This window comes from Piscicoccus intestinalis NBRC 104926, assembly GCF_001515525.1.
Taxonomy (GTDB): Bacteria; Actinomycetota; Actinomycetes; order Actinomycetales; family Dermatophilaceae; genus Kineosphaera; species Kineosphaera intestinalis.
In genome coordinates this window covers 1-20,645 of sequence record NZ_BCNQ01000082.1, presented here as the reverse complement: position 1 = coordinate 20,645, position 20,645 = coordinate 1, and the positions used below count along the sequence as shown (strand labels likewise).

The following is a 20,645-nucleotide window of genomic DNA, read 5'->3' as shown; positions in this document are numbered from 1 at the left end:
CGCTGCCCGGCGGGCCGACGGCGCTGCCCGGCGAGCGCGGCTGGCTCATGATCGTGCACACCCGGGACCGGCCCGGCGCCCTCAGCGCGCTGTCGGCCGTGTTCTCCTCGCGCGGCGTCAGTTTCGACTCGGTCTCGACCGGGCCCATCGAGGAGCCGGTGCGCACGATCGCCCTGAGCTTTCGCGCCACGCCGCGTCGCGCGATGCTGCTCGACCGGGCGGTACAGCGGCTCGCGCTCGTGACGTCGACCTCGACGGTGACCGACGACGACCCTGCCGTGCTGGCGGCCGGGGTCGTCCTCGTGCCGCCGGGTGGGGACTGGACACCTCCTCCGGAGCACGCGGGCGGCTCGGTGCGCTGGTGTCACGAGGCGTGGTCGGCGCCGGCGCTGGTGTCCGGCACGTTCGCGGCGGTGCGGGCGGCGGTGGCGCGGGCCCGGGCCGACGGCTGCGGGGGCGGCGGGATCATCATCGTCGAGCGGTGACCGATAGGTGGCACGCGGTGCCGCACCGGTCGCGGCGTGGCCACAATGGCGGTTGTGTCATCCACTCCCGCGGCCGCCACGACCGACCGCAGCTCCCTGACGAAGTTCGCCTGGTTGTCGATCGCCGCCGCGATCACGACGATCACGCTGAAGACCGGGGCCTGGGCGCTGACCGGCTCCGTCGGTCTGCTCTCGGACGCCGCGGAGTCGGTGGTCAACCTCGTCGCGGCCGTCGTCGCGCTCGTCGCGCTCAAGGTCGCCGCCCGCCCCGCCGACCGCTCGCATCAGTTCGGGCACAGCAAGGCCGAGTACTTCTCGGCGGCGATCGAGGGCGTGATGATCTTCATCGCCGCGGTCTTCATCATCGTCACCTCGGTCGAGCGGTTCATCTTTCCGGCGCCGCTGGAGAACGTCGGCATCGGTCTGGGCATCTCCGTCGTCGCCTCGGTCGTCAACGGCGGTGTCGCCTGGGTGCTGCTGCGCGCCGGGCGCCAGCACCGCTCGGCGACCCTCGTCGCCGACGGCAAGCACCTGCTCACCGACGTGTGGACCTCCGTGGGCGTCGTCGTCGGCGTCGCCCTCGTGTGGCTCACCGGCTGGGAGCGGCTCGACCCGATCATCGCGTTCGCGGTCGGCGTCAACATCATCGTCACCGGCTGGAAGCTGCTCGCGGAGTCGGTGGCTGGTCTCATGGACGTCTCCTGGTCGAAGGAGGAGAACGCCGAACTCGCGAAGGTCGTCAGCCGCTTCGTCACGCACGACGTCAACGTGCACGCGCTGCGCACCCGGGAGGCGGGCCACAGCCGCTTCGTCGAGATGCACGTGCTCGTGCCCGGCAGCTGGACGGTCATCGAGGGGCACGACGTCGTCGAGGAGATCGAACAGGCGGTGCTCGCCGAGTTCGAGGGTTGCGTCGTGACGATCCACCTCGAGCCCAGGGAGGACCCGCGCGCGTACGGCGACTACGACACCGAGGTGTCGATCCCCTCCGAGTGAGGCTCCTGCGAGTGAGGCTCGGCCACTTCGCGCACCTCGTCGCCCAGGCTCAGCGGGCCGCCGCGCAGCACCTGGCAGTTGACGCCCGAGCGGTGCAGCAGCGGCTCGTAGACCGGCAGCCCGGTGAGCTTCTCGAGGTAGCGGCAGGGCCGGTTGAACCGGCCGACCCGCACGACGACCGCGCCGAGTCGCAGGTGGCGCCCGACCAGCCGGTTCAGGCCGATGCCCTCGACGACGACGTTGCGGCGGCACAGCTGCGCGGGCAGGTCGACACCGTGGTCGCGCCGCAGCGCCGCGAGGGTCTCGGCCTCGATGATCGTCAGGTGCCGGTCGTCGTGGTGCTTCGTGGAGTACAGCCCCGTGCGGGTGGCGTACCGGTCACCGTCGATACCGGCTCCGGCGACGACGTCGACCCGGTCGTGGCCGCGCATCGGCTCGCCCGCGCCGACGGCGGTGAACAGCCCGACGACGCGGCCCGGCTCCAGGGGCAGGTCGACGAACCGGGGCGGGGTGGTGGCGTCCATACCCGGGAGGCTAGCGATCCGCCGCAGCCGGGCGGTGGCTCACTCCCACTCGTCGAGCAGCAGGTCGGCCACCTCGTACACCCACGGGGTGCGGATCATCGTGTAGTGGTCGCCGGTCACCTCGACCTGACGCCAGGAGCCGGTGAGGAAGGGCCCCCAGCCGCGGCGCAGCTCCTTCTCGGGTGACTGCGCGAGGAACACGATCGTCTTTCCGTCCCACGGGCGGCCGTGGTAGCGGCGCGCCAGCCGCTTGCTCTGGTCGAAGAGCCGCCCGTGGCCGGAGCCGCCCGGCGTGTTGCGCAGTGTCGTGTAGTGCAGGCCGAGCTGACGCTTGAGCAGGCCCAGCGCGCCGACCTCGTCGGGCAGCGGGTGGGCGGCGGCGTCCGGCGGGAACGAGTCGAGGATCGCCAGCAGCGCGACCTCCTCCCCGAGCTCCTTGAGCTGGTGGGCCATCTCGAAGGCGACGATGCCGCCGAAGGAGTGCCCGGCGAGGTGGTAGGGCCCGTGCGGCTGGATGCCGCGGATGATCGCGACGTGCTTGCGGGCCATGTCCTCGACCGAGCGTTCCGGCCAGCCGCGGCTCTCGATGACCGGGGACTGCAGCGCGTAGGCGGGGCGGTCCTCGCCGAGCCGTCGGGCCAGGCCGACGAACGCGATGCCCAGGCCACCGGCTCCGGCGACGACGAACAACGGGTCCTTGTCGCCCTTGGTCGACAGCGTGACGAGCGCCCCGTTCGGTCCGGAGGCAGGATCGGCGAGCCGGGCCGCGAAGTCGCGCAGCACGGGCGCCTCGGCGAGCAGGCCGGTGTGCATCTGCTCCGTGGGGATGTTCAGCTCTTCCCCGATGCGCGTCATGAGCTCTTCGGTGGCCAGGGAGTCGCCGCCGAGCGCGAAGAAGTCGTCGTCGTGGCCGACGTGGTCGACGTCGAGCACCTTCGCCCAGATCATCGCGACGAGCTGCTCGAAGTGCGACATCGTGCCGTCTTCCTCGACCCGCGCCGCGGCCGGCGGCTCCGGCAGGGCGGAACGGTCGATCTTGCCGCGCTCGCTGCGCGGCAACGCGTCGAGAAAGACCATGCCCTCCGGCACCATGTGCGAGGGCAGCGTGCGGCGCAGCGACGCCCGGATGCCGCCGGCGTCGGGGGTGCCGTGGGTGCCGACGATGTACGCGACGAGCCGGGTGCCTCCGGTGGCGCGCGGCACCCCGACGACGACCGCCTCCCGCACGTCCGGCAGCGCGAACAGCGCGGCGTCGACCTCGCCCGGGTCGACGAGGTAGCCGCGCACCTTGACGCTGTGGTCGGCGCGGCCGACGATCTGCATCGAGCCGTCGGGCAGGAATCGGCCCAGGTCGCTGGTGCGATACGTGAACGTGCCGTCGCCGTTGTCGCGGAACGACTCCTCGGTCTCGGTCGGCATCCCGTAGTAGCCCAGCGCGACCGACGGCGCGGTCACCGTGATGCGGCCGGTGGCGCCCGCCTCGACCGTCAGCTCGACGCCGCCTCCGTTCGTCGTGGCGACGAGGTCGACGACGGTGCGGCCCACACCGGTGCCGACCGGCAGCGGGCCGTCGAGCGGGCCGGCGTCGGAGTCGATGACGTACTCGCTGATCAGACCCGTCTCCGAGGAGCCGTAGCGGTTGCGCAGCACGCAGCCGGGCGGCAGCAGCGGGCGCAGCGCCTCGACATCGCGGCCGTAGGCGGTCTCGCCGGCGATCGTCACCGAGGTCAGGCTCGTCAGCCGGGCCGGATCGGGCCCGGAGGCGCAGAACGCCCGCAGGATCGCCGGGCTCGTGATCATCACCGTGCAGCCGTACTCGGCGATGAAGTCGGGCAGCCCGGCGATGCCGCGGCTGCGGGAGTCGTACAGGCGCATGCGGGCGCCGACGACGAGCCCGTGGATCGTCGTCGTCAACCCGGCGTGGAAGGCGATCGGCAGGGTGTGCGCGATGACGCCGGTCGAGTCGTAGCAGCCGGTCGCGATCGAGCTGTTCCACGCGTCGCGCATGAACAGAATGTGGTCGTTGGCCACCGGCTTCGGCGTTCCCGTCGAGCCCGAGGTGAACGCGAGCGCGGCGACGGCATGCGGGTTCGGAGGCTGCTCCCACAGGACCTCGACGTCGGTCTCCGACGGGTCGTCGGGGGCGGTGGCCCGCAACGGGACCGCCACCGACGGCACGAGCTGGGCGGCGAGCTGCTCGTTGGCCTCGTCGGCGACGATGAGGGCGATCCCGGCCCGCTCGACGAGCGCGCGCAGCCGCGGCGCGGGGGAGCGCGGGTCGAGCACCAGCACCGGGTGACCGGAGGCGACGATGCCGAGCAGCGTGGCCACCGCCCCGACGTCGTGCCCGCAGATCATGCCGACGGGCTGGTCGGCCGGGGCCCCCCGCGCCGCCTCGCGCAACCCGACGAGCACGCGAGCGGCTCGAACAGCCAACTGCGAGTAGGTTAATTCCTCTGTGTCGTCGCTGACCGCGGTACGCTCGGGCAGGGCCTGCACGACGCGACGGAAGCGCGGCAGGATACCGGCCGCGAGGTCGTCCTCGGCCACTTCGGTGAACGACGCGTCAGGCGCGTCGGCGGTCGCGGTGCTGGAAGGCACACTCATGCGGGATCCCCTATTCCCATAAGTCTCACGGCGTGCCGAACCACACGGATGGTTCCGCGCGCCTAAGGCAAGCCTAACCGGGATGTTCCTGGGTGTGGGCAGGGTGAAACCTGCCGTTCACCCCTCTCCCATCGGCACCCATGAGACAAGATTGGAGCCAGAGCCCCGCCTCGGTCGGCCACGGTCGGCCTTCGGTCGGTTCTCGATCGGCGCGGCCGACCGATGGTGGGTGCGGACACCGAGCGACACCGGGAGGTTTCATGTCCGACGCGGCCAAGAACCGACAAGGCGAGCCGCGCAGTGTGCAGCTGCGACGCACCGACTCCACCGTGTTCGAGGCGACGAACGAGCGAGGTGGGGCGATTTCGATCGGCGCGGGCGACACCGAGCTCTTCACGCCGGTCGAACTGCTCCTGGCGAGCATCTCCGCCTGCAGCGGCATCGACGTCGACATGCTCACCTCCCGGCGCGCCGAACCGAGCGACTTCCAGATCGAGTGCACGGCGATGCGGGTGCGCGACGAGCAGGGCAACCACCTGCGCGACATCGACGTGAAGTTCACGGTGACCTTCCCCGACGGTGACGACGGCGACCGGGCGCGCACGATGCTGCCCCGCGCGATCGAGGTCTCCAACGACCGGCTGTGCACCGTCTCCCGCACGGTGGCGCTGTCGTCGCCGGTGCACATGCACGCGGGAGACGCCTCGTAGTCGGGCCGCTCCGCGGCGGCCCGCCCGGCCTCCCGTCAGGCTCAGTCAGGCGGAGTCCAGGGCGGCCGCCTACGTTGTGGGTCATGGATCTGCGTGACCTCATCGACAAGCTGCCCCTCGACGAGAAGTACCTCAAGAAGGTGCCGGTCCCCGGGTTGTCCGGCCGGTGCCTGCTGGAGATCGACCTCGGTCGCGGCGCCACGGAGTCGGCACCGGCGTCTCCGCTCGAGGCGCTGCGGGAGCGCAACACGCCGTCGTTGAGGGCGCTCGTCGACGGGCTGCGTCGCGGAGCCGGTGACGACCGGGTCGTCGGGCTCGTCGTGCACGCGGTGCCCGGCGTCGCGCTCAGCCAGGCCGAGGAGCTCGCCCGCGCGATCCGGCGGTTCCGGGGTTCGGGCAAGCCGGCGGTGGCGTGGAGCGAGGCGTACGGCGAGGTCACGCACGGCACCGTCGGTTACGTCGTCGCCGCGGCCTGCGACGAGATCTGGGTGCAGCCCTCCGGCGACGTCGTGCTGCCCGGCGTCGTGGCGGGCGGGCTGTTCCTGCGTGACGCCCTCGACAAGCTGTCGGCGGTGCCCCAGTTCGCCCAGCGCCGCGAGTACAAGTCGGCCGCCGAGACCTACCAGCGTTCCTCGATGAGCGAGGCGAACCGCGAGATGCTCGAGCGCCTCGTCGCCTCCATCAACGAGCGGGTCGTCGAGGCCGTCGCGTCCGGACGGGGGCTGGCCCCCCAGAGCGTGCGCGCCGCGATGGACGCCGGCCGCCTCAACGCGCAGCAGGCGCTCGAGCGCGGACTCGTCGACCGGATCGGGTACCGCGACGAGGCCCTCGCGGCGGTGCGCGAACGGGTCGGCGGCACCGAGGACGACACGCCGCTGCGCTACGTCGAGCGCTACCGCAAGGTGGCCTCGGGCGCGGCCACCGCCGTCAAGCGCAAGAAGCCGGTCATCGCCGTCGTGCAGGCGCAGGGGCCGATCCTGCTGGGCCGGGCCGGCGGCAAGAACCCGATGTCCGGCCACATGATCGGCTCGGACACCCTCGGAGCGGCGCTGCGCACTGCGGCCCGCGACAAGGACGTGCGCGCGCTCGTGCTCCGCGTCGACTCTCCCGGAGGCTCGTATGTGGCCTCCGACGCGATCCGCCGCGAGGTCCAGCGCGTACGGGAGACAGGCAAGCCGGTCATCGCCTCGATGGGCTCGGTGGCCGCCTCCGGCGGGTACTACATCGCGATGCCGTGCCAGCGCATCGTGGCCAACGCGGCCACGATCACCGGCTCCATCGGGGTGCTCTCGGGAAAGATCGTCATCGGGGAGTCGCTGCGCCGCATCGGGGTCAACCGGGAGAACGTCTCACAGGGGCGCTTCGACGAGATGTACTCGGGCCAGCGGCCGTTCACCGACGAGGAGCTGGCGCGCCTGGACGCCTGGCTGGACGAGGTCTACGCCGACTTCACCGCCAAGGCCGCCGGCGACCGGGGCATCCCGCTGGACCGGCTCGAGCCGATCGCGCGCGGCCGGGTGTGGTCGGGCGCGGACGCCCTGCAGCGCGGTCTCGTCGACGAGATCGGCGGACTCGACGAGGCGATCGCCGCGGCCTGCGCCGCCGCCGGCGTCGAGCGTCGCGACGCCGAGGCGCGGATGGTGCCCAAGCTCGGCCCGCTGGACCGGCTCATGCCCACGGAGAACTCCGAGTCGCCGGTCGCCGCCTTCGGCGAGGGCCCCGGGCTCTTCGACCGCGCCGCCGCCGCCCTGGGCCTGAGCACCCCCGGCGTCCTCACCATGCCCGACGTGCGGCTGACCTGAGCCGGGGGAGTTTCGGCGCCGCGCGCCCGCTGGGGCTTCACAGCCTCAGCGGCGTGCGCGCTCGCGCTGCCTTCGAGCGCGAAGGTCTCACGCCGGCATGCGCCTCCGCGCTAGCGACGCCCTTCACGTGCGAGGGCCCTCACGCCGGCAGGGGCCTGGGCGCTCGCGCCTCCTTCATTCGCACGGGAGCCTGTGCCAACCGACTGGACCACCCGGTTGCCGCCGGACCGCCTCCGCAGAGCCGGTTCGGTGGCAACCGCCCGGTCTCGTCCCAGGCGCCGAGACCGGCCTCCCAGTCCGCAAGACGCGGTGCCGACGGGCACTGACGAGGTCGACGAACGCAGGGGAGCGCCGGCGTTCGCGGGTGGGCGCGGCCGGACGCGGCGCGCCTGGCGAGCCGCGTCGCCTCAGGCCTCGTCGGGCGGGTCGATGCCGTCCTGCACCCGCAGCGCCGACTGCTCGGCCGGCTCGTCGGCCGCGTCGACCGAGGGCGCCATGTCGCCGTACTGCGAGGTGTCGCCGAGCACGTCGCTGTCGGCGGGGATCGAGTCGGGGTCGTCGCCGCCGATCCGGTTGCCGTCGCCGCGGTCGAGGCCGCTCTCGTCGTCGGGGGCGCCGTACGCGGAGGCGGGGTCGGGCTCCTCCTGCATGATCCGCTGCTCGAGGCTCTCGGGCTCGTCGGCGTCGCCGCCCATGATCGACTCGCTGCCGCGCGGCTGCATGTCGGGCGGGGTGACGGGCAGGTCGTCGCCCTCGTCGGCGCTGATCCGCACGTCGCGCTGCTCGGCGGTGGTGCCTTCCAGGGTCTCGACGCCCTCGGTCGAGGGGATGTCGTTCTGATCGCTCATGAGGCCACCCTGGTCAGCCGTGGCGGCGACCGCAAGCCCGCGCACGTCGCGCCCCTGGCCGCAGCCCCGGCCCCGCGCGTGCCACGCTGACACCCATGATCGAGATCCCGCTGCCCGACGCGCAGGACCACCCGGCGGGGGAGACGGTGCGCTCCTTCGCCGCCTGCCTCGCGTCGGCCACGCACACGCCGATCGAGCACCTGCCGCTGCCCGACGCGGACCTGGCGGGATCCGTGGCCCTGTGGCGCAGCTGGCTGGGCGGCCGCGGAGCCGGGCTGGTGCCCATCGCGCGCCCCGCCACCTTCACCTGGCCCGGGTACTGGATCGCCGTGCTCCGCGGCGACGACGCCCCCGCGGCCGGTCCGGGCGCACCGGGCTCCCAAAGCCCAACGCGACGGACGAACCGAACGAACTCCACGGCCGGTGAGGCGGTGGTGCTGTTGTTCGGCACCCCGTCGGGCGTCGTGCTCAGCCCGCAGGACGCCAGTTTGCTGGGCCGCGCCGCGGTCGACCTGCCGATCAGCGAGGGCTACGTGATCGGCGCCCTCGACCCGCGCCTCGACCGGCTCCCCGCGCGGCCCGGTGCCCCCACGCTGCGCGGCCGAGTGGAGGTGCTGGCGCTCGCGGGGGAGAAGGCCGGGCCGATGCGCACGGTGCCCGCCGCTCGCGCGCTTGCCGGCCGCGGGCTGGAGGGCGATCGGTACGCCGCGAAGGCCGGCACGTTCACGCCCGCCGACCCGCGGCTGCGCGGCTACGACCTGACTCTCGTGGAGGCCGAGGTGCTCGACGACCTCGAGCTGCCCGGCGGCGGACGGCTCGGCTATCCCGACGCGCGACGCAACGTCGTGACCCGCGGCATCGACCTCAACTCCCTGGTCGGGAGGCGGTTCCGCGTGGGCTCCGTCGAATGCCTCGGCCAGCGGATGGCCGAGCCGTGCGCACACCTGGAGAAGCTCACCGTCTCCGGGGTGCTGCGCCCGCTCATCCACCGGGCGGGGCTGCGCGCCGACGTGCTGACCGACGGCGAGATCCGCGCCGGCGACGTCGTCGAGACCATCGACTGATTCAGCTGACTCAGCCGCCACAGCTCGATTCAGGCGGCTCAGCCGACTGAGAGCGGCGGTCGGCTCAGGAGGAGCCGCCGCTGCTGACGACGACCGGGATGATGACGCTGGTGAGGAGGACGGTGTTGAGCGCCTCGACGGCCTTGGCGACCGCGGTGCCCTCGGGCACCTCACCGGCGGCCTGCTCGATGCGCTTCTTGAGGTCGCGCTTGCTCATGCCGGGGGCCTCCTCCTTGAGGGCGGTGTGCGCGACGTCGAGCCCCTGCAGGATCGACAGCAGGGTCGCCTCCTGCACGGTGGGGGTGGAGCCGGCGAGCACCGCCCGGAGCCGCTCGCGGACCGTCCGCTCGGGGGTGGGGTCGAGGGTGGGCCGCTTCTCGGGCACGAACCCCAGGTAGCGCTTGGCCTCGACCGCGACGACGCCGGCCCGCTGGAGCGCGGCGACGACCTCCGTCTCCGGGTTGACCTTGCCGTCCTGCACGAGGCTCGACAGCTTCTTGCCGTCGCGTTCGCGCAGCCGGTTCAGCGCGTGGTCGAGCACGCGGTCTCCGGTCGGTTCGGACGAGACGACATGCACCCGCGGGTCCTTGTCGTCGCTGAGCGAGATCCGCTGCGCGAGCACGAGATCGGCGATCGCCGCGGCCGCCAGCCCGTACGCGTTGTACGCGAAGGCGTTGACCGGCTTGCCATCGTCCCTGGTCAGCAGCAGGAAGAGCTGTTCTGTGATGAGCATGCCGCCACGGTAAGTACCGCGCCCGCCCGAGCGCATCGCCCGCCCGTCGGAACCGTATCCATCCCGCCTCCCCCTCCCGACGGACGCCCCACCGCCCCCTCGCTCAAAACTGCGTGTCACGGTGAGAACTGCGGTCCGTGTCGCAGTTCCGACCGCGACACGCAGTTGTCAGTGACGGGGAAGAGGGTTGCGATGCAGTGGAACCGGGTGCTCACCGTGGCGGGATGCCACGCCGGGGGCGAGATCGGCAACGTCATCACCGGGGGTTTCGGCGACGTGCCGGGCGAGACGATGTTCGACAAGATGTGCTGGGTGCGCGAGCACCGCGACGAGGTGCGTCAACTGCTGCTGAAGGAGCCGCGCGGCAACGTCGTGCGCAGCGTCAACCTTGTGCTGCCTAGCAACCACCCGCAGGCCGCGATGGGTTATCTGATCATGGAGTCCACGGAGTACCCGGTGATGTCGGGCAGCAACACGATCTGCGTGGCGACGGTGCTCCTGGAGACGGGCATGGTCCCGATGACGGAGCCGGTCACGCACCTGGAGCTCGAATCCCCGGCCGGCCTCATCCGGCTGCGGTGCGAGTGCTCGGGCGGCAAGGTCACGAGCGTGCGGTTCACGAATCAGCCCGCGTTCGCCTACCACCTCGACGCCGCGATCGACGTGCCCGGGCTCGGGGCGCTGACCGTCGACGTCGGTTGGGGCGGCATGGCCTACGTGCTCGTCGACGCCGCCTCCCTGGGCTTCGACCTCATCCCGGGCGAGGCGCGCGACCTGTGCGTGCTCGGGCAGCGCATCAAGCAGGCCGCCGCGGCGCAGCTGGAGGCGGTCCACCCCGAGAACCCCGGGTTCGCCGGCATCACCCAGACCGAGTTCGTCGGACCCCTCGGCCGCACCGCCGACGGTCTCCTGACCTCGAAGAACGCCGTCGTCGTCTCCCCGGGGCGGCTGGACCGCTGTCCGTGCGGCACCGGCACGTCGGCGCGGCTGGCGGTGCTGCACGCCAAGGGCCTCATCACGCCCGGGGAGCTGTTCGTGCACGAGTCGGTGCTCGGCACGACGTTCGACAGCGCGATCGAGTCGGTGACGAGCGTGGGGGATTACCCGGCGGTCGTGCCCAGCGTCGCCGGGCAGGCGTGGATCACCGACCTGTCTCAGGTCGGGCTCGACCCCACCGACCCCTTCCCCCGCGGCTACACCCTCACCGATACCTGGCTCGCCGACTGAGCGCCGCCCCGCCCCAACGTCCCGCCAACGTCGCTGAGACCTGCGTGTCGCGGTGAGAACTGTTGTCCGTGCCGCAGTCCTCACCGTGACACGCAGTTCTCACGAGGGTGGCCGGAAGGTCCGGCACCGGCCAAGGCGCACCGGGCCACGGGCCGCGAGCATAGTGAGAGCGCACAGCCGCGCCATCAACGTCGACGCGAGCAGCCATCACCACCACATTCGAGGAGTAATTGCGCATGTCCGACACCAAGGTTGCACTGGTCACCGGCGGAGCCCAAGGCATCGGTGAGGCGATCGCCAAGCGGCTCAGCAGAGACGGCTTCGCCGTGGCCGTCGTCGACTTCAACCTGGATGGGGCCCAGCAGGTTGCCGACGCGATCGGCGCGGCGGGCGGCACCGCGATCGCCCTGCAGTGCGACGTCTCCGGCCGGGAGCAGGTGTTCTCCGTCGTCCGCGAGGCGACGAAGACGCTCGGCGGTTTCGACGTCATCGTCAACAACGCCGGCCTCGGCCCGCAGACGCCGCTGGAGTCGATCACCCGGAGATCTTCCACAAGGTCTTCGACGTCAACGTCGGCGGCACCCTGTGGGGCATCCAGGCCGCGATCGAGGCCTTCACCGCACAGGGCCACGGCGGCAAGATCATCAACGCCTGCTCGCAGGCCGGGCACCTGGGCAACCCGGGCCTGGCCGTTTACGGCGGCAGCAAGTTCGCGATCCGCGGCATCACGCAGACCGCGGCACGCGACCTGGCCGACCGCGGCATCACCGTCAACGGCTTCTGCCCCGGCATCGTCGACACCCCGATGATGCGCGGCATCGCCCAGCAGACCGCCGACGAGGCCGGCAAGCCGTTCGAGTGGGGCATGCAGCAGTTCGCGCAGAACATCGCGCTCGGTCGACTCTCGCAGCCCGACGACGTGGCCAGCTGCGTTTCCTACCTCGCGGGGCCCGACTCCGACTACATGACCGGTCAGTCTCTGCTCATCGACGGCGGCATGGTCTACAGCTGATTCGTGGCGCGCCCGGCGGGAAGCCCGCCGGGTGCGCCAAAGCACCTCACGGTCGCGCGGTCGGGTCGGGCTGGCGCGTTGACCCGGGCGCCATGACCCCATTCGCCTCGTGGGAATTGACCTCTCGACGTGCGTCGAGAGGTCAATTCTCGTTTCGGCGCTGCTGACACCTCTCTGACCTGCGGTTTTGCGAGACCCGTCAACAGTGACCGCTCGCGAGCGGTCACTGCCAACGAGCGTGTGCGGTCTTCGGAGCCGAGTTGGAGGCTGATCCGCCCGGGATCCACGCCGGCCGCCGTTCACTCCGCAGCCCGCCCCGCCTACCCCGCCACCTCCCTCGAAACTGCGTGTCGCGGTGAGGACTGCGGCACGGACAGCAGTTCTCACCACGACACGCAGTTCTCAGGGATGTTGGGCTCAGGGATGTTGGGCTGGGGGTGTTGGGCTCAGGGGAGCTGGGGGGAGGGCCAGCGAACGGCGGCGCCGAGGTACACCGAGAGGATCTCGCGGCGCTGCTCGCGGGAGAGTCGATCGGGGTCGTGCAGCAGGGCGATCGCCAGGCCGTCGAGGGTGGCGGCGAGCGCCTCCGTGGCGAGGTCGAGCCGCGACGAGCCCGCCGCCTCCAGGAGGGGACGGGTGAGCTGGCGCGCGCCGTCCATCAACACCCGCGCCTCGTCGCGCAGCCCGGGCGCCGTGCGGGAGCGCTCGCAGAAGGCCAGCCACACGACGACCTCCCGGCGGCGTTCCTCGTCGAGCGGGAGCAGCTCCTCGAGCATGTCGATCGCCACCTCGCGCAGCCGCACGAACTCCTCGGGAGCCAGCCCGGCCGGGTCGAGGCCGCCGAATTCGGCTGCGGCCGCGGCGAGCCGGGCCTCGAGGCGCCCGGCGACCTGCTGCGCCATGTGCCGCACCGCGTCGATGAGCATGCCCTCGTATCCGTCGACGTAGTGGCGCACGGAGCCGATGTTCAGCCCCGACTGGGCGGCCACATTGCGCAGCGACGCCTCCTCGATCCCGCCGCGCACGATGAGGCTGATCACCGCCTCCGCGATGAGGGCTCGGCGGCTGTCGGCATCGACGATCTTCGGCATGCCTCATTCTGTCACACCCGTGATACGTTCTTTTTATCCCGCACGTGACACGAAAGGGGAGCGGCCGTGACCGGACGCCTCGTCGGACTCGACATCGCCCGCGGAATCGCCATCCTCGGCACCCTCGCGACCAACATCTGGATCTTCAGCCACCCCGGCGGCATGCTCGGCTACCTCGACTCGCCGACGACCCCCGGCGCCGCGCACTGGCAACACACCCTGGAGGCGGTGCTGCAGCACCTCGCCAACGGCAAGTTCCTCGGCCTGCTGACGCTGATGTTCGGCATCGGCCTGGCGATCCAGGCGCAGGCGGCCGCGCGGCGCGGCCGCGCCTGGCCCGGCCCGTACCCGTGGCGCGCGGCGATCCTGTTTCTCGACGGGCTGCTGCACTACCTGCTCGTCGTCGAGTTCGACGTGCTCATGGGGTACGCGCTCACCGGCGCCATCGCCGCCCACGTCATCGCCGGCAACCCACGGGCGCAACGGATCTGGATCGGCGTGACCGCCGGCCTGCACGGTCTGCTCGTCGCCTGGCTCACCCTGGGGCTGTGGCTCGGGGAGGCGGGCAACCTCGGCGGCACGCCGACCCCCAACCCGTACCGCGACGGCACCTGGTGGGACCTCGTGCTGCTGCGCATCGACAACGCGGCGCTGTTCCGGTTCGAGCCGGTCTTCCTCCTGCTCCTCGGCATCGCGATGTTCACGCTGGGCAACCGGCTCTACCACGCCGGCCTCTTCGAGCCGGCGGGCGACAACGGCGCGGCGCTGCGTCGCCGCCTCATGGCCATCGGAGCCCTCGCGGCACCCGTCGACTTGGCGCTCGGCCTGCACGATCCGGCCTGGCTGTTCGCCACCCGCTACGGCACCGCGCCGCTCGTCGCCCTCGGCCTCCTCGGCCTTATCGCACACTGCACTGTGCGTTATCGGGAGCCGGGCGACACCGGCTGGGCCGGGCGGCGGCTGGCCGAGCTCGGTCGGGTCGCACTGTCGGGCTACGTGCTGCAGAACGTCATCGCGTCGGTACTGTTCTACGGCTGGGGCCTGAATCTCGGCGCCGCACCGCCGAACTGGCGTCTGCCGCTCACCCTGGCCGGTTGGCTTCTCACGAGCGTGATCGTGCTCGCTGCCGCGCATCTGTGGCTGCGCCGGTGGCCGCGCGGGCCCCTGGAGTGGCTCTGGGCTCGGGGATACGGCCTCCTGGCCCGGGAGCAGGGCGCCGTCGGCCGGGACGCCGCCGCCTGTCCCGAAGCCGCCGCGCGCCCCGCCGCGACAAATCGGTTGGTCCAGCCCGAGCCGGAGGCGACGATGGCCCCATGCCCGACGCCCACGCGCCACCCGCGCCACCCGCGCCACCCGCAGGAACCGAACCCGACGAGGTCGCCGTCCCGACGCTGACGGGAGAGCGAGTGCGCCTGAGGGCGTTGACCGACGACGACCTCGACGCCATCACCGCGCTGGCCACCGACGGCGACTCGGTGCGCTGGACGACGATCCCGCACCCGTACCCGCCCGACGGCTCCCGCGAGCGCCTCGCCGCGACCCGTGAGCAGTGGCGCACCCGTAGCGGCCCGCTGTGCTGGGCCATCGAGACGGATGATCACCCCTTCGCCGGCATGATCGACGTGCGTCCCGCCCCGGCTCGGTGGGAGCTGGGGTACGCCCTGCATCCCGCGGCACGGGGGCAGCGGCTCATGCCCGACGCGATCCGGCTGGCCTCTGGCTGGTCCTTCGGGCAGGGCGCCCAGACCGTGTCGGCCTATGTCGTGCGCGGCAATTGGGCCTCGCGCCGGGTGCTGTGGTCGTGCGGCTTCACGGTGCACCCGGCGCTGCCAGGCTGGCTCCCGGGCCGCGACGGGCCGCCGCAGGACTGCTGGCCGGCCACCCTGGCGGCCGGTGCGCCGATGACCCCCACGCACCGCTGGATGATCGCCCCGCGCCTGGAGGCCGACGGGGTGGCGCTGCGGCCGTGGCGCGACGACGACGTGCCGCGCGAGGAGCCCGACCACCCGGCGCACTTCATGGCGGCCCCGGTCCCGACGGCCGCCACGTTCGCCGACTGGCTGCTCGATCGGCGCGAGGCGGTGGCGGCCGGACGCGCGGTGCACTGGTGCGTCGCCGATGCGCGCACCGACGAGGCCCTCGGCGAGGTCGGTCTGTTCACCCGCGCACCAAGCGAACTCGGCGACGAGGTCGAGCTCGGCTACCAGCTGTTCCCGAATGCCCGCGGCCGCGGCGTCATGGGCACGGCGGCCCGGCTCGCCGTCGACCACGCCGTCTCCGATCTCGGGTTCCGCCGGCTCACCGCGAGCTGCGCCTCCGACAACGCGGCCAGCGCGGCGGTGCTGCGCCGCCTGGGTTTTCGCGAGTGGGGTCGGGAGGCGGGGGTGCACGACCTGCCCGGCGGCGGCACCGCCGACGAGCTGCACTGGGAGCTGCCCCGCGCCGCCACGGGCTCCCGGTAGCGTCACGAGCATGGAGACGGTCACGCTGCGCGACGGAACGCCCCTGCCCGCGCTGGGCCAGGGCACGTGGCACGTCGGCGACGACACCGGCGCCCGCGCCCGCGAGATCGACACGCTGCGCCGCGGCATCGAGCTGGGCATGACGCTCATCGACACCGCCGAGATGTACGGCCGCGGCCGCAGCGAGCGGCTCGTCGGCGAAGCGGTCCGCGACTGCCGCGAGCGGGTGTTCCTCGTCGACAAGGTGCTGCCCGCCAACGCCTCCCGGCGCGGCACCCGCGAGGCGTGCGAGCGCAGTCTCGCGGCGCTGGGCACCGACCGCATCGACCTGTACCTGCTGCATTGGCCGGGGCCGCACCCCGTCTCCGAGACGGTCGCGGCGTTCGAGGAGCTCGTCGCCGAGGGCCTCATCGCCCGCTGGGGAGTCAGCAACGTCGACGCCGACGAGCTCGCGCAGTACCCGGCGACGCCGCTGGTCAACCAGGTGCTCTACAACCCGAGCCGGCGCGGCCCGGAGTTCGACCTGCTGCCGGCGCAGCGGCGCGCGGGCGTCGCGACGATGGCCTATTCGCCGATCGAGCAGGGGCGCCTGCTGCGCGATCCGGCGCTGAGCGAGGTCGCGGCGCGCCACGACGCGAGCCCGGCGCAGGTGCTGCTCGCCTGGGCGATCCGCGACGGCGACGTCATCGCGATCCCGAAGGCCTCCCGCCCCGAGCACGTCGAGGCCAACGTGGCCGCCGCCGGGCTGCGGTTGTCCGCCGACGACCTGGCCCGCATCGACGCGGCGTTCCCGCCTCCGACGACGAAGGCGCCGCTGGAACTCCTGTGAAACCGGCGGTGCCCCGAGGCGACGGACCTCAGCCGCGGCCGGAGCGCCGCGACCGCAGCCGCACCTGAGTGCGCGACCCCTCCGTGCGGGTCTGCAAGTAGGGCTGCTCGGCGACGAGCGAACTGAGCTTCTGGTGCCCGAAGTCGCGGGGGTCGAAGTCGGCGTGAGCTCGCGCCAGGTGCTGCCCGACGGTGCCGAGGGTGGCCCACCCGTCGTCGCCGGAGACGGCGTTGATCGCCCGCGTCAGCGCGCTCTGCAGGTTGATCGTCGGCGCGTCGCCGGCCGGGGCGGCGGGTGCGACGGCGCGGTCGTCGGTCTCGTTCTGATGGTCCTGTTCGGCGAGCACCTCGAGAAAGGTGAACTGGTCGACGGCGCGCCGCAGCGACTCGGGGGTCTTGCGTCGGCCGAACCCGTAGACGCGCTTGCCGGATTCGCGCAACCGGGTGGCGAGGCGGGTGAAGTCGGAGTCGGAGGAGACGAGCGCGAACGCCTCGACGTTGCCCTGCCACAGCAGGTCCATCGCGTCGATGATGAGCGCGGAGTCGGTCGAGTTCTTGCCGTAGGTGTACGCGAACTGCTGCACGGGTTGGATCGCGTGCCGGTTCAGCTCGGACTTCCACCCGGACAGTTGCGAGGTGGTCCAGTCGCCGTAGGCGCGCTTGACGGTCGGTGTGCCGTACTTCGCGAGCTCCTCGAGCACATCGCCGGCGTGCCGGGCCGAGACGTTGTCGCAATCGATGAGTACGGCGATGCGGGTCAGCACGCTGGGGTCGTTGTCCACACCGGCACCCTATGCGCGGCCGAAGCCGCTCACTGCGCGGGGCCGTGAGTACGAAGACTCATGTCGTGCGCGACCGTCCGGCCCACACTGAACGGACGAGGAGGTGCCCGACATGACGACGACCGACGCGGACTCGCGCGAGCAGGTACGTGCGGCGATCGCGCCGCGGACGCTGAGCTGGCTCACCGCTGAGCTGGCCGAATGGAGCCGGGACGGGCTGCTGACCGGCGCTCAGGCCGACGCGATCGCGGCCCGCTACACCGCCTCCGCGCGGCCGGCGCTGCGGCGCCTGGTCGTCCGTCTGGGCACCGTCTTCCTCGCGATCGGATTGTTATGGATGGTTGCCACAAATCTCGACCGTCTCTCGCCGCTGCTGCGATTCGCGGTCGTGTGCGCACTGTGGCTCGGGTTCGTCGCGCTCGGCGAGGCAGCCCGGTCGCAGGCCACCCCGGGCTCCGGTCCGCACGCCGCAGCCGGCGTGCCCATTCCCGCCGCGGTGTGGCGGATGCTGGCCGCCGCCGGGTTCGGCGCGGTGATCTTCCAGGCGGCGCAGAGCCTGCAGGTGCCGGCCTACGAGTCACGGCTCGTCGGGTTCTGGGCCCTCGGCGCGCTGGCCTACGCGTACGCGACGCGGTCCCGGGGCGCGCTGGGCGTGGCCCTGGCGGCCGGCCTCGCGTGGTTCGGCTGGTTCGTGGGGGAGTCGGCGGGCAGTCAGCAGGTCGGGGTGGTCATGGCGCTCGCGGGATCGGTCGCGGCCACCGCACTGGCGGTGCTGCATGACACCGCGCTCCGCCAAGCACCCGGCGAGGCGCTCGGGAACGCGGCCGGCGGACCCCTCGGCGAGCCGGCCGGGTTCGGCCGAGCGTGGCGCCTCGCGGGCGGGATCGTCGCACTCCTCGGCGTGTTCATCGCGGCCCTGCCCGCCTTCTCGCTCGACGCGGCGCCGTGGCCCACCCGGGCCTCCTGGCTGTTGGGCGCCGTCGCGGTCGTCACGGTCGCGGCGCTGCTCGCGGTGCTGCTCCCTCGCCGGATCACCTCGCCCGGCGCGCCCGGTGTCCCGGGCTCCGGCACGGGCGCTACGGCTCGGCGCGGGCCGCTCGGCGAGATCGCGGCGGCCGTGCTCATCGCCGCGGCCGCCGGGGCACTCGCGTGGTGGCGCCCCGACGGCGGGCTCGACGCACTGCTCCAGCAAGGTGGCCCGACGGCCGAGCAGTGGGCGCGCACCGGGGTGGCTGTGCTCGTCTTCGTCGCCGCCGCCGGGTGGCAGGCCGGGCTCGGCGCGGCCCGCGACCAGGGGGAGCTGACGGCGGTCGCGCTCGCCGCGCTCGTCGTCTTCGTCACCGTGCAGAGCTTCGCGGTGTTCGCGCCGATCGTCTCCGGGGCCACGCTGTTCCTCGTCGTCGGCGCCGTGCTCGTCGGCACCGGCCTCGGCGCCGAGCGGCTGCGTCGCCGGCTCGGCGACCGACGCCGGCCAGGCAGCTCGCGCCGCCGTGGTGATCGATCCCGACCGCGCGGCGCGCGCCGATCGGAGGTACGGCCATGAGCGCGACGGGCAGCGCAACGGCAGCCGCCGACCACCGACCCACGTCCGCCCGGCGTTGGCTGTGGCTCGCCCTCGCGCTGGTGCTGCAGCTCGGTCTCGTCGCGGCCGCCGTCGCGCCGCAACTGGCGGCGCGCGCGGCCGGCGCGGAGTACCGGCTGCGGGTCGCCCCGGTCGATCCGATCGACCCGTTCCGCGGCGCCTACGTGACGCTCGACTACCCCGACCTGGCCCGGCCCGGCAGCCCGGAGGACACGGTGCCCGGCTCCGGCACGGTGTTCGTCACCCTGCAGGAGCGTGACGGGCTGTGGCGCGGCGTCTCGATCGGCGACCAGCCGCCCGCGCAGGGCCCGTACCTGCGCTGCCGCGACGAGGGCTGGCGGCTGCGATGCGGCATCGAGAGCTGGTTCGTGCCGCAGGACCAGGCGGCCCGGTTGGAGGAGGCGGTGCGCGGCGGCCACGCAGTCGCCGTCGTGCGCATCGACGACCGAGGCGACGCCGCGATCGTCGACCTGAGGACCGACTCCCGCTGACCCGTTTCTCGCGTCCCGCCGCACCGCCCGCTGCACCTGAGTCTGTTTGGGTGTGCCCGGATCGTTAGGGTGCCTGCTGAGATCGGCGCGGCGGCCCCCGCCTCCATGTCTGATCATGTCTGACTGAACCGCCTAGAGGTCTGTGGCATGTGATATGGCTCACGGCGCCACCCCCTCGACCGGACGCGCCCGATGTCGCCGGGCTCGGCGAACGCCTCTGGGTGACAGGTCATTTGCGGGCGATCGGGAACATGTCCGATTCGCCGCGTCACCGCCTCGTCGCCGGGTTGCATCGAAGAGTTCACGCGCAGGGTTGGACGGCTGTTCAAGACGCTCGCTACAGTAATGATCAAGTTTTCAACGATCTGCGTGGTTGGGGAGCCTCGTCGGGTCGCACCTCTCTGCAGCGAACCGTTTTCGACGCCGCATGCGCAAAAGCGTCGCACCGCGTGTGCGCGCCGAGCCGTGCCTGTTTGGGGATAGCACATGTCTGGTCAAGTTTTGGCGCTGATTCCTGCCCACAACGAGGAGAAGATCGTCGGGCAGGCGGTTGGCGCATTGGGGGAGCAGGTTCGTTGTCCGGAGCGAATCGTCGTTGTCGCCGACAACTGCACCGACTCCACCGTGCCGCTGGCGCGGGAGATGGGGGCGGAGGTGTTCGAGACGACGGGAAACACGCACAAGAAGGCGGGAGCGCTCAACCAGGCGCTCAACCACTTCCTGCCGGAACTCGACGACGACGACTTCATCTTCGTGCAGGACGCCGACTCGGTGATCTTCACCGACTTCATGGCCAACGCCCTCGCCTGGTTCGGGCGGCGACGTAATCTCGGCGCCCTCGGCGGCACGTTCCGCGCCCTTCCGGCGCCGGACGACGCCGGCATCTGGGAGCGCGTGTTGTGGCGGGTGCAGGACAACGAGTACGCCCGCTACCAGCGCGATGTCGAGCGGCTGCGCGGAAAGTGTCTGGTGGTCACCGGAACCGCGGCGCTGTTCCGGGTCTCCACGCTGCGGCACATCAAGGCCGAGCGAGGCCGGCGCCTGCCGAACGGCGGAGGCGAGTACTACGACACGACGGTGCTCACTGAGGACAACGAGATCTCGTTCGCGATCATGCACCTCGGCTACGACATTCTCGCGCCGCACGATTGCCTCCTGAAGACCGAGGCGATGCCGACCATGCGCGAGCTGTACAACCAGCGCCTGCGGTGGAAGCGCGGCGCGGTCGAGAACTGCGTTCAGTACGGGCTGACGCGCATCACGCTGCCGTATTGGGGTCGACAGATCCTCACGATGGCCGGCGTGATCGTCACCGCTTTGTATCTGGGCACCTTGGTGTGGGCCGCTCTCGGCGGCGGCCTCACGATTCACCCGTTCTGGCTGTGGATCACGGGAATCTGG

The 20,645-nt window shown here is 72.2% G+C and carries 18 protein-coding genes and 1 pseudogene; 13 read left to right on the top strand and 6 right to left on the bottom strand.

Annotated features, from left to right (window positions below; all coding sequences use genetic code 11):
* Nucleotides 1-485: ACT domain-containing protein (locus PINTE_RS13450; RefSeq protein ID WP_157087244.1), on the top strand; the 485-nt coding region annotated here is incomplete at its 5' end.
* 54 nt (nucleotides 486-539) lie between these two features.
* Complete coding sequence (locus tag PINTE_RS13445; protein WP_245642945.1) at nucleotides 540-1,481, top strand: cation diffusion facilitator family transporter; 942 nt, start codon at nucleotides 540-542, stop codon at nucleotides 1,479-1,481.
* Here PINTE_RS13445 and PINTE_RS13440 read toward each other — a convergent pair.
* Both PINTE_RS13440 and PINTE_RS13435 read right to left on the bottom strand, forming a co-directional pair.
* Nucleotides 1,448-2,005 (bottom strand): MOSC domain-containing protein, encoded by a 558-nt coding sequence (locus PINTE_RS13440; RefSeq protein WP_157087243.1) that lies wholly within the window; start codon nucleotides 2,003-2,005, stop codon nucleotides 1,448-1,450. The genes PINTE_RS13445 and PINTE_RS13440 overlap by 34 nt on opposite strands.
* 39 nt (nucleotides 2,006-2,044) lie before the next feature.
* Nucleotides 2,045-4,612 carry an AMP-binding protein gene (locus PINTE_RS13435; RefSeq protein WP_068431548.1) on the bottom strand — a complete coding sequence of 856 codons (2,568 nt, stop codon included), beginning with the start codon at nucleotides 4,610-4,612 and terminating at the stop codon, nucleotides 2,045-2,047.
* A gap of 260 nt (nucleotides 4,613-4,872) precedes the next feature.
* Between PINTE_RS13435 and PINTE_RS13430 the strand changes: the two genes are divergently transcribed.
* Nucleotides 4,873-5,322 (top strand): OsmC family protein, encoded by a 450-nt coding sequence (locus tag PINTE_RS13430; protein WP_068431546.1) that lies wholly within the window; start codon nucleotides 4,873-4,875, stop codon nucleotides 5,320-5,322.
* 83 nt (nucleotides 5,323-5,405) lie between these two features.
* On the top strand, nucleotides 5,406-7,124 hold the full coding sequence (gene sppA / locus PINTE_RS13425) for a signal peptide peptidase SppA (protein WP_068431542.1): 1,719 nt from the start codon (nucleotides 5,406-5,408) through the stop codon (nucleotides 7,122-7,124).
* Nucleotides 7,125-7,531: 407 nt separating this feature from the next.
* On the opposite strand, the gene PINTE_RS13420 is transcribed toward sppA, so the two are convergent.
* Nucleotides 7,532-7,972: a hypothetical protein gene (locus PINTE_RS13420; RefSeq protein WP_157087242.1), complete on the bottom strand. Its 441-nt coding sequence runs from the start codon at nucleotides 7,970-7,972 to the stop codon at nucleotides 7,532-7,534.
* Nucleotides 7,973-8,067: 95 nt separating this feature from the next.
* Between PINTE_RS13420 and PINTE_RS13415 the strand changes: the two genes are divergently transcribed.
* Nucleotides 8,068-9,036 carry an MOSC domain-containing protein gene (locus tag PINTE_RS13415; RefSeq protein WP_068431535.1) on the top strand — a complete coding sequence of 323 codons (969 nt, stop codon included), beginning with the start codon at nucleotides 8,068-8,070 and terminating at the stop codon, nucleotides 9,034-9,036.
* Nucleotides 9,037-9,100: 64 nt separating this feature from the next.
* On the opposite strand, the gene PINTE_RS13410 is transcribed toward PINTE_RS13415, so the two are convergent.
* Nucleotides 9,101-9,769 carry a GOLPH3/VPS74 family protein gene (locus PINTE_RS13410; protein WP_068431533.1) on the bottom strand — a complete coding sequence of 223 codons (669 nt, stop codon included), beginning with the start codon at nucleotides 9,767-9,769 and terminating at the stop codon, nucleotides 9,101-9,103.
* A 192-nt stretch (nucleotides 9,770-9,961) separates the two neighbouring features.
* On the opposite strand from PINTE_RS13410, the gene PINTE_RS13405 reads away from it, so the two are divergent.
* Both PINTE_RS13405 and PINTE_RS13400 read left to right on the top strand, forming a co-directional pair.
* Nucleotides 9,962-10,996 (top strand): proline racemase family protein, encoded by a 1,035-nt coding sequence (locus PINTE_RS13405; protein WP_068431531.1) that lies wholly within the window; start codon nucleotides 9,962-9,964, stop codon nucleotides 10,994-10,996.
* 236 nt (nucleotides 10,997-11,232) lie between these two features.
* A pseudogene (locus PINTE_RS13400) lies at nucleotides 11,233-12,008 on the top strand ((S)-acetoin forming diacetyl reductase).
* A gap of 446 nt (nucleotides 12,009-12,454) precedes the next feature.
* Here the strand turns inward: PINTE_RS13400 and PINTE_RS13395 are convergent.
* Complete coding sequence (locus PINTE_RS13395; RefSeq protein WP_068431528.1) at nucleotides 12,455-13,099, bottom strand: TetR/AcrR family transcriptional regulator; 645 nt, start codon at nucleotides 13,097-13,099, stop codon at nucleotides 12,455-12,457.
* 66 nt (nucleotides 13,100-13,165) lie between these two features.
* Between PINTE_RS13395 and PINTE_RS13390 the strand changes: the two genes are divergently transcribed.
* From PINTE_RS13390 to PINTE_RS13385, 3 genes are read left to right on the top strand one after another with little or no spacing between them, the layout of a single operon-like run.
* Complete coding sequence (locus PINTE_RS13390) at nucleotides 13,166-14,494, top strand: DUF418 domain-containing protein (RefSeq protein ID WP_245642943.1); 1,329 nt, start codon at nucleotides 13,166-13,168, stop codon at nucleotides 14,492-14,494.
* An 11-nt stretch (nucleotides 14,495-14,505) separates the two neighbouring features.
* Nucleotides 14,506-15,561, top strand: coding sequence for a GNAT family N-acetyltransferase (locus tag PINTE_RS21980; protein ID WP_169798530.1), 1,056 nt, complete (start codon nucleotides 14,506-14,508; stop codon nucleotides 15,559-15,561).
* A 10-nt stretch (nucleotides 15,562-15,571) separates the two neighbouring features.
* The gene (locus PINTE_RS13385) at nucleotides 15,572-16,390 is read left to right on the top strand and encodes an aldo/keto reductase (RefSeq protein ID WP_068431525.1); all 819 of its coding nucleotides are present in this window, start codon (nucleotides 15,572-15,574) and stop codon (nucleotides 16,388-16,390) included.
* A gap of 28 nt (nucleotides 16,391-16,418) precedes the next feature.
* Here PINTE_RS13385 and PINTE_RS13380 read toward each other — a convergent pair whose 3' ends face one another.
* Nucleotides 16,419-17,171: an NYN domain-containing protein gene (locus PINTE_RS13380; RefSeq protein WP_084343581.1), complete on the bottom strand. Its 753-nt coding sequence runs from the start codon at nucleotides 17,169-17,171 to the stop codon at nucleotides 16,419-16,421.
* Between the two features lie 112 nt (nucleotides 17,172-17,283).
* Here PINTE_RS13380 and PINTE_RS13375 point away from each other — a divergent pair, with 112 nt between their 5' ends.
* The 3 genes from PINTE_RS13375 to PINTE_RS13365 all read left to right on the top strand — a co-directional run.
* Nucleotides 17,284-18,714, top strand: coding sequence for a DUF2157 domain-containing protein (locus PINTE_RS13375; RefSeq protein WP_068431522.1), 1,431 nt, complete (start codon nucleotides 17,284-17,286; stop codon nucleotides 18,712-18,714).
* Nucleotides 18,711-19,244: a GDYXXLXY domain-containing protein gene (locus tag PINTE_RS13370; RefSeq protein WP_068431519.1), complete on the top strand. Its 534-nt coding sequence runs from the start codon at nucleotides 18,711-18,713 to the stop codon at nucleotides 19,242-19,244. The genes PINTE_RS13375 and PINTE_RS13370 overlap by 4 nt, the downstream gene beginning before the upstream one ends.
* Before the next feature lie 486 nt (nucleotides 19,245-19,730).
* A partial coding sequence (locus tag PINTE_RS13365) for a glycosyltransferase family 2 protein (RefSeq protein WP_084343584.1) occupies nucleotides 19,731-20,645 on the top strand: 915 nt, incomplete at its 3' end.

What these genes read in the sequence shown, in the direction of transcription:
- PINTE_RS13410 (WP_068431533.1), bottom strand. Translation starts at nt 9,769, where the DNA reads ATGCTCATCACAGAACAGCTCTTCCTGCTGCTGACCAGGGACGATGGC.
- PINTE_RS13435 (WP_068431548.1), bottom strand. Translation starts at nt 4,612, where the DNA reads ATGAGTGTGCCTTCCAGCACCGCGACCGCCGACGCGCCTGACGCGTCG.
- PINTE_RS13385 (WP_068431525.1), top strand. Translation starts at nt 15,572, where the DNA reads ATGGAGACGGTCACGCTGCGCGACGGAACGCCCCTGCCCGCGCTGGGC.
- PINTE_RS13370 (WP_068431519.1), top strand. Translation starts at nt 18,711, where the DNA reads ATGAGCGCGACGGGCAGCGCAACGGCAGCCGCCGACCACCGACCCACG.
- PINTE_RS13430 (WP_068431546.1), top strand. Translation starts at nt 4,873, where the DNA reads ATGTCCGACGCGGCCAAGAACCGACAAGGCGAGCCGCGCAGTGTGCAG.
- PINTE_RS13395 (WP_068431528.1), bottom strand. Translation starts at nt 13,099, where the DNA reads ATGCCGAAGATCGTCGATGCCGACAGCCGCCGAGCCCTCATCGCGGAG.
- PINTE_RS13420 (WP_157087242.1), bottom strand. Translation starts at nt 7,972, where the DNA reads ATGAGCGATCAGAACGACATCCCCTCGACCGAGGGCGTCGAGACCCTG.
- sppA (WP_068431542.1), top strand. Translation starts at nt 5,406, where the DNA reads ATGGATCTGCGTGACCTCATCGACAAGCTGCCCCTCGACGAGAAGTAC.
- PINTE_RS13405 (WP_068431531.1), top strand. Translation starts at nt 9,962, where the DNA reads ATGCAGTGGAACCGGGTGCTCACCGTGGCGGGATGCCACGCCGGGGGC.
- PINTE_RS13440 (WP_157087243.1), bottom strand. Translation starts at nt 2,005, where the DNA reads ATGGACGCCACCACCCCGCCCCGGTTCGTCGACCTGCCCCTGGAGCCG.
- PINTE_RS13375 (WP_068431522.1), top strand. Translation starts at nt 17,284, where the DNA reads ATGACGACGACCGACGCGGACTCGCGCGAGCAGGTACGTGCGGCGATC.
- PINTE_RS13415 (WP_068431535.1), top strand. Translation starts at nt 8,068, where the DNA reads ATGATCGAGATCCCGCTGCCCGACGCGCAGGACCACCCGGCGGGGGAG.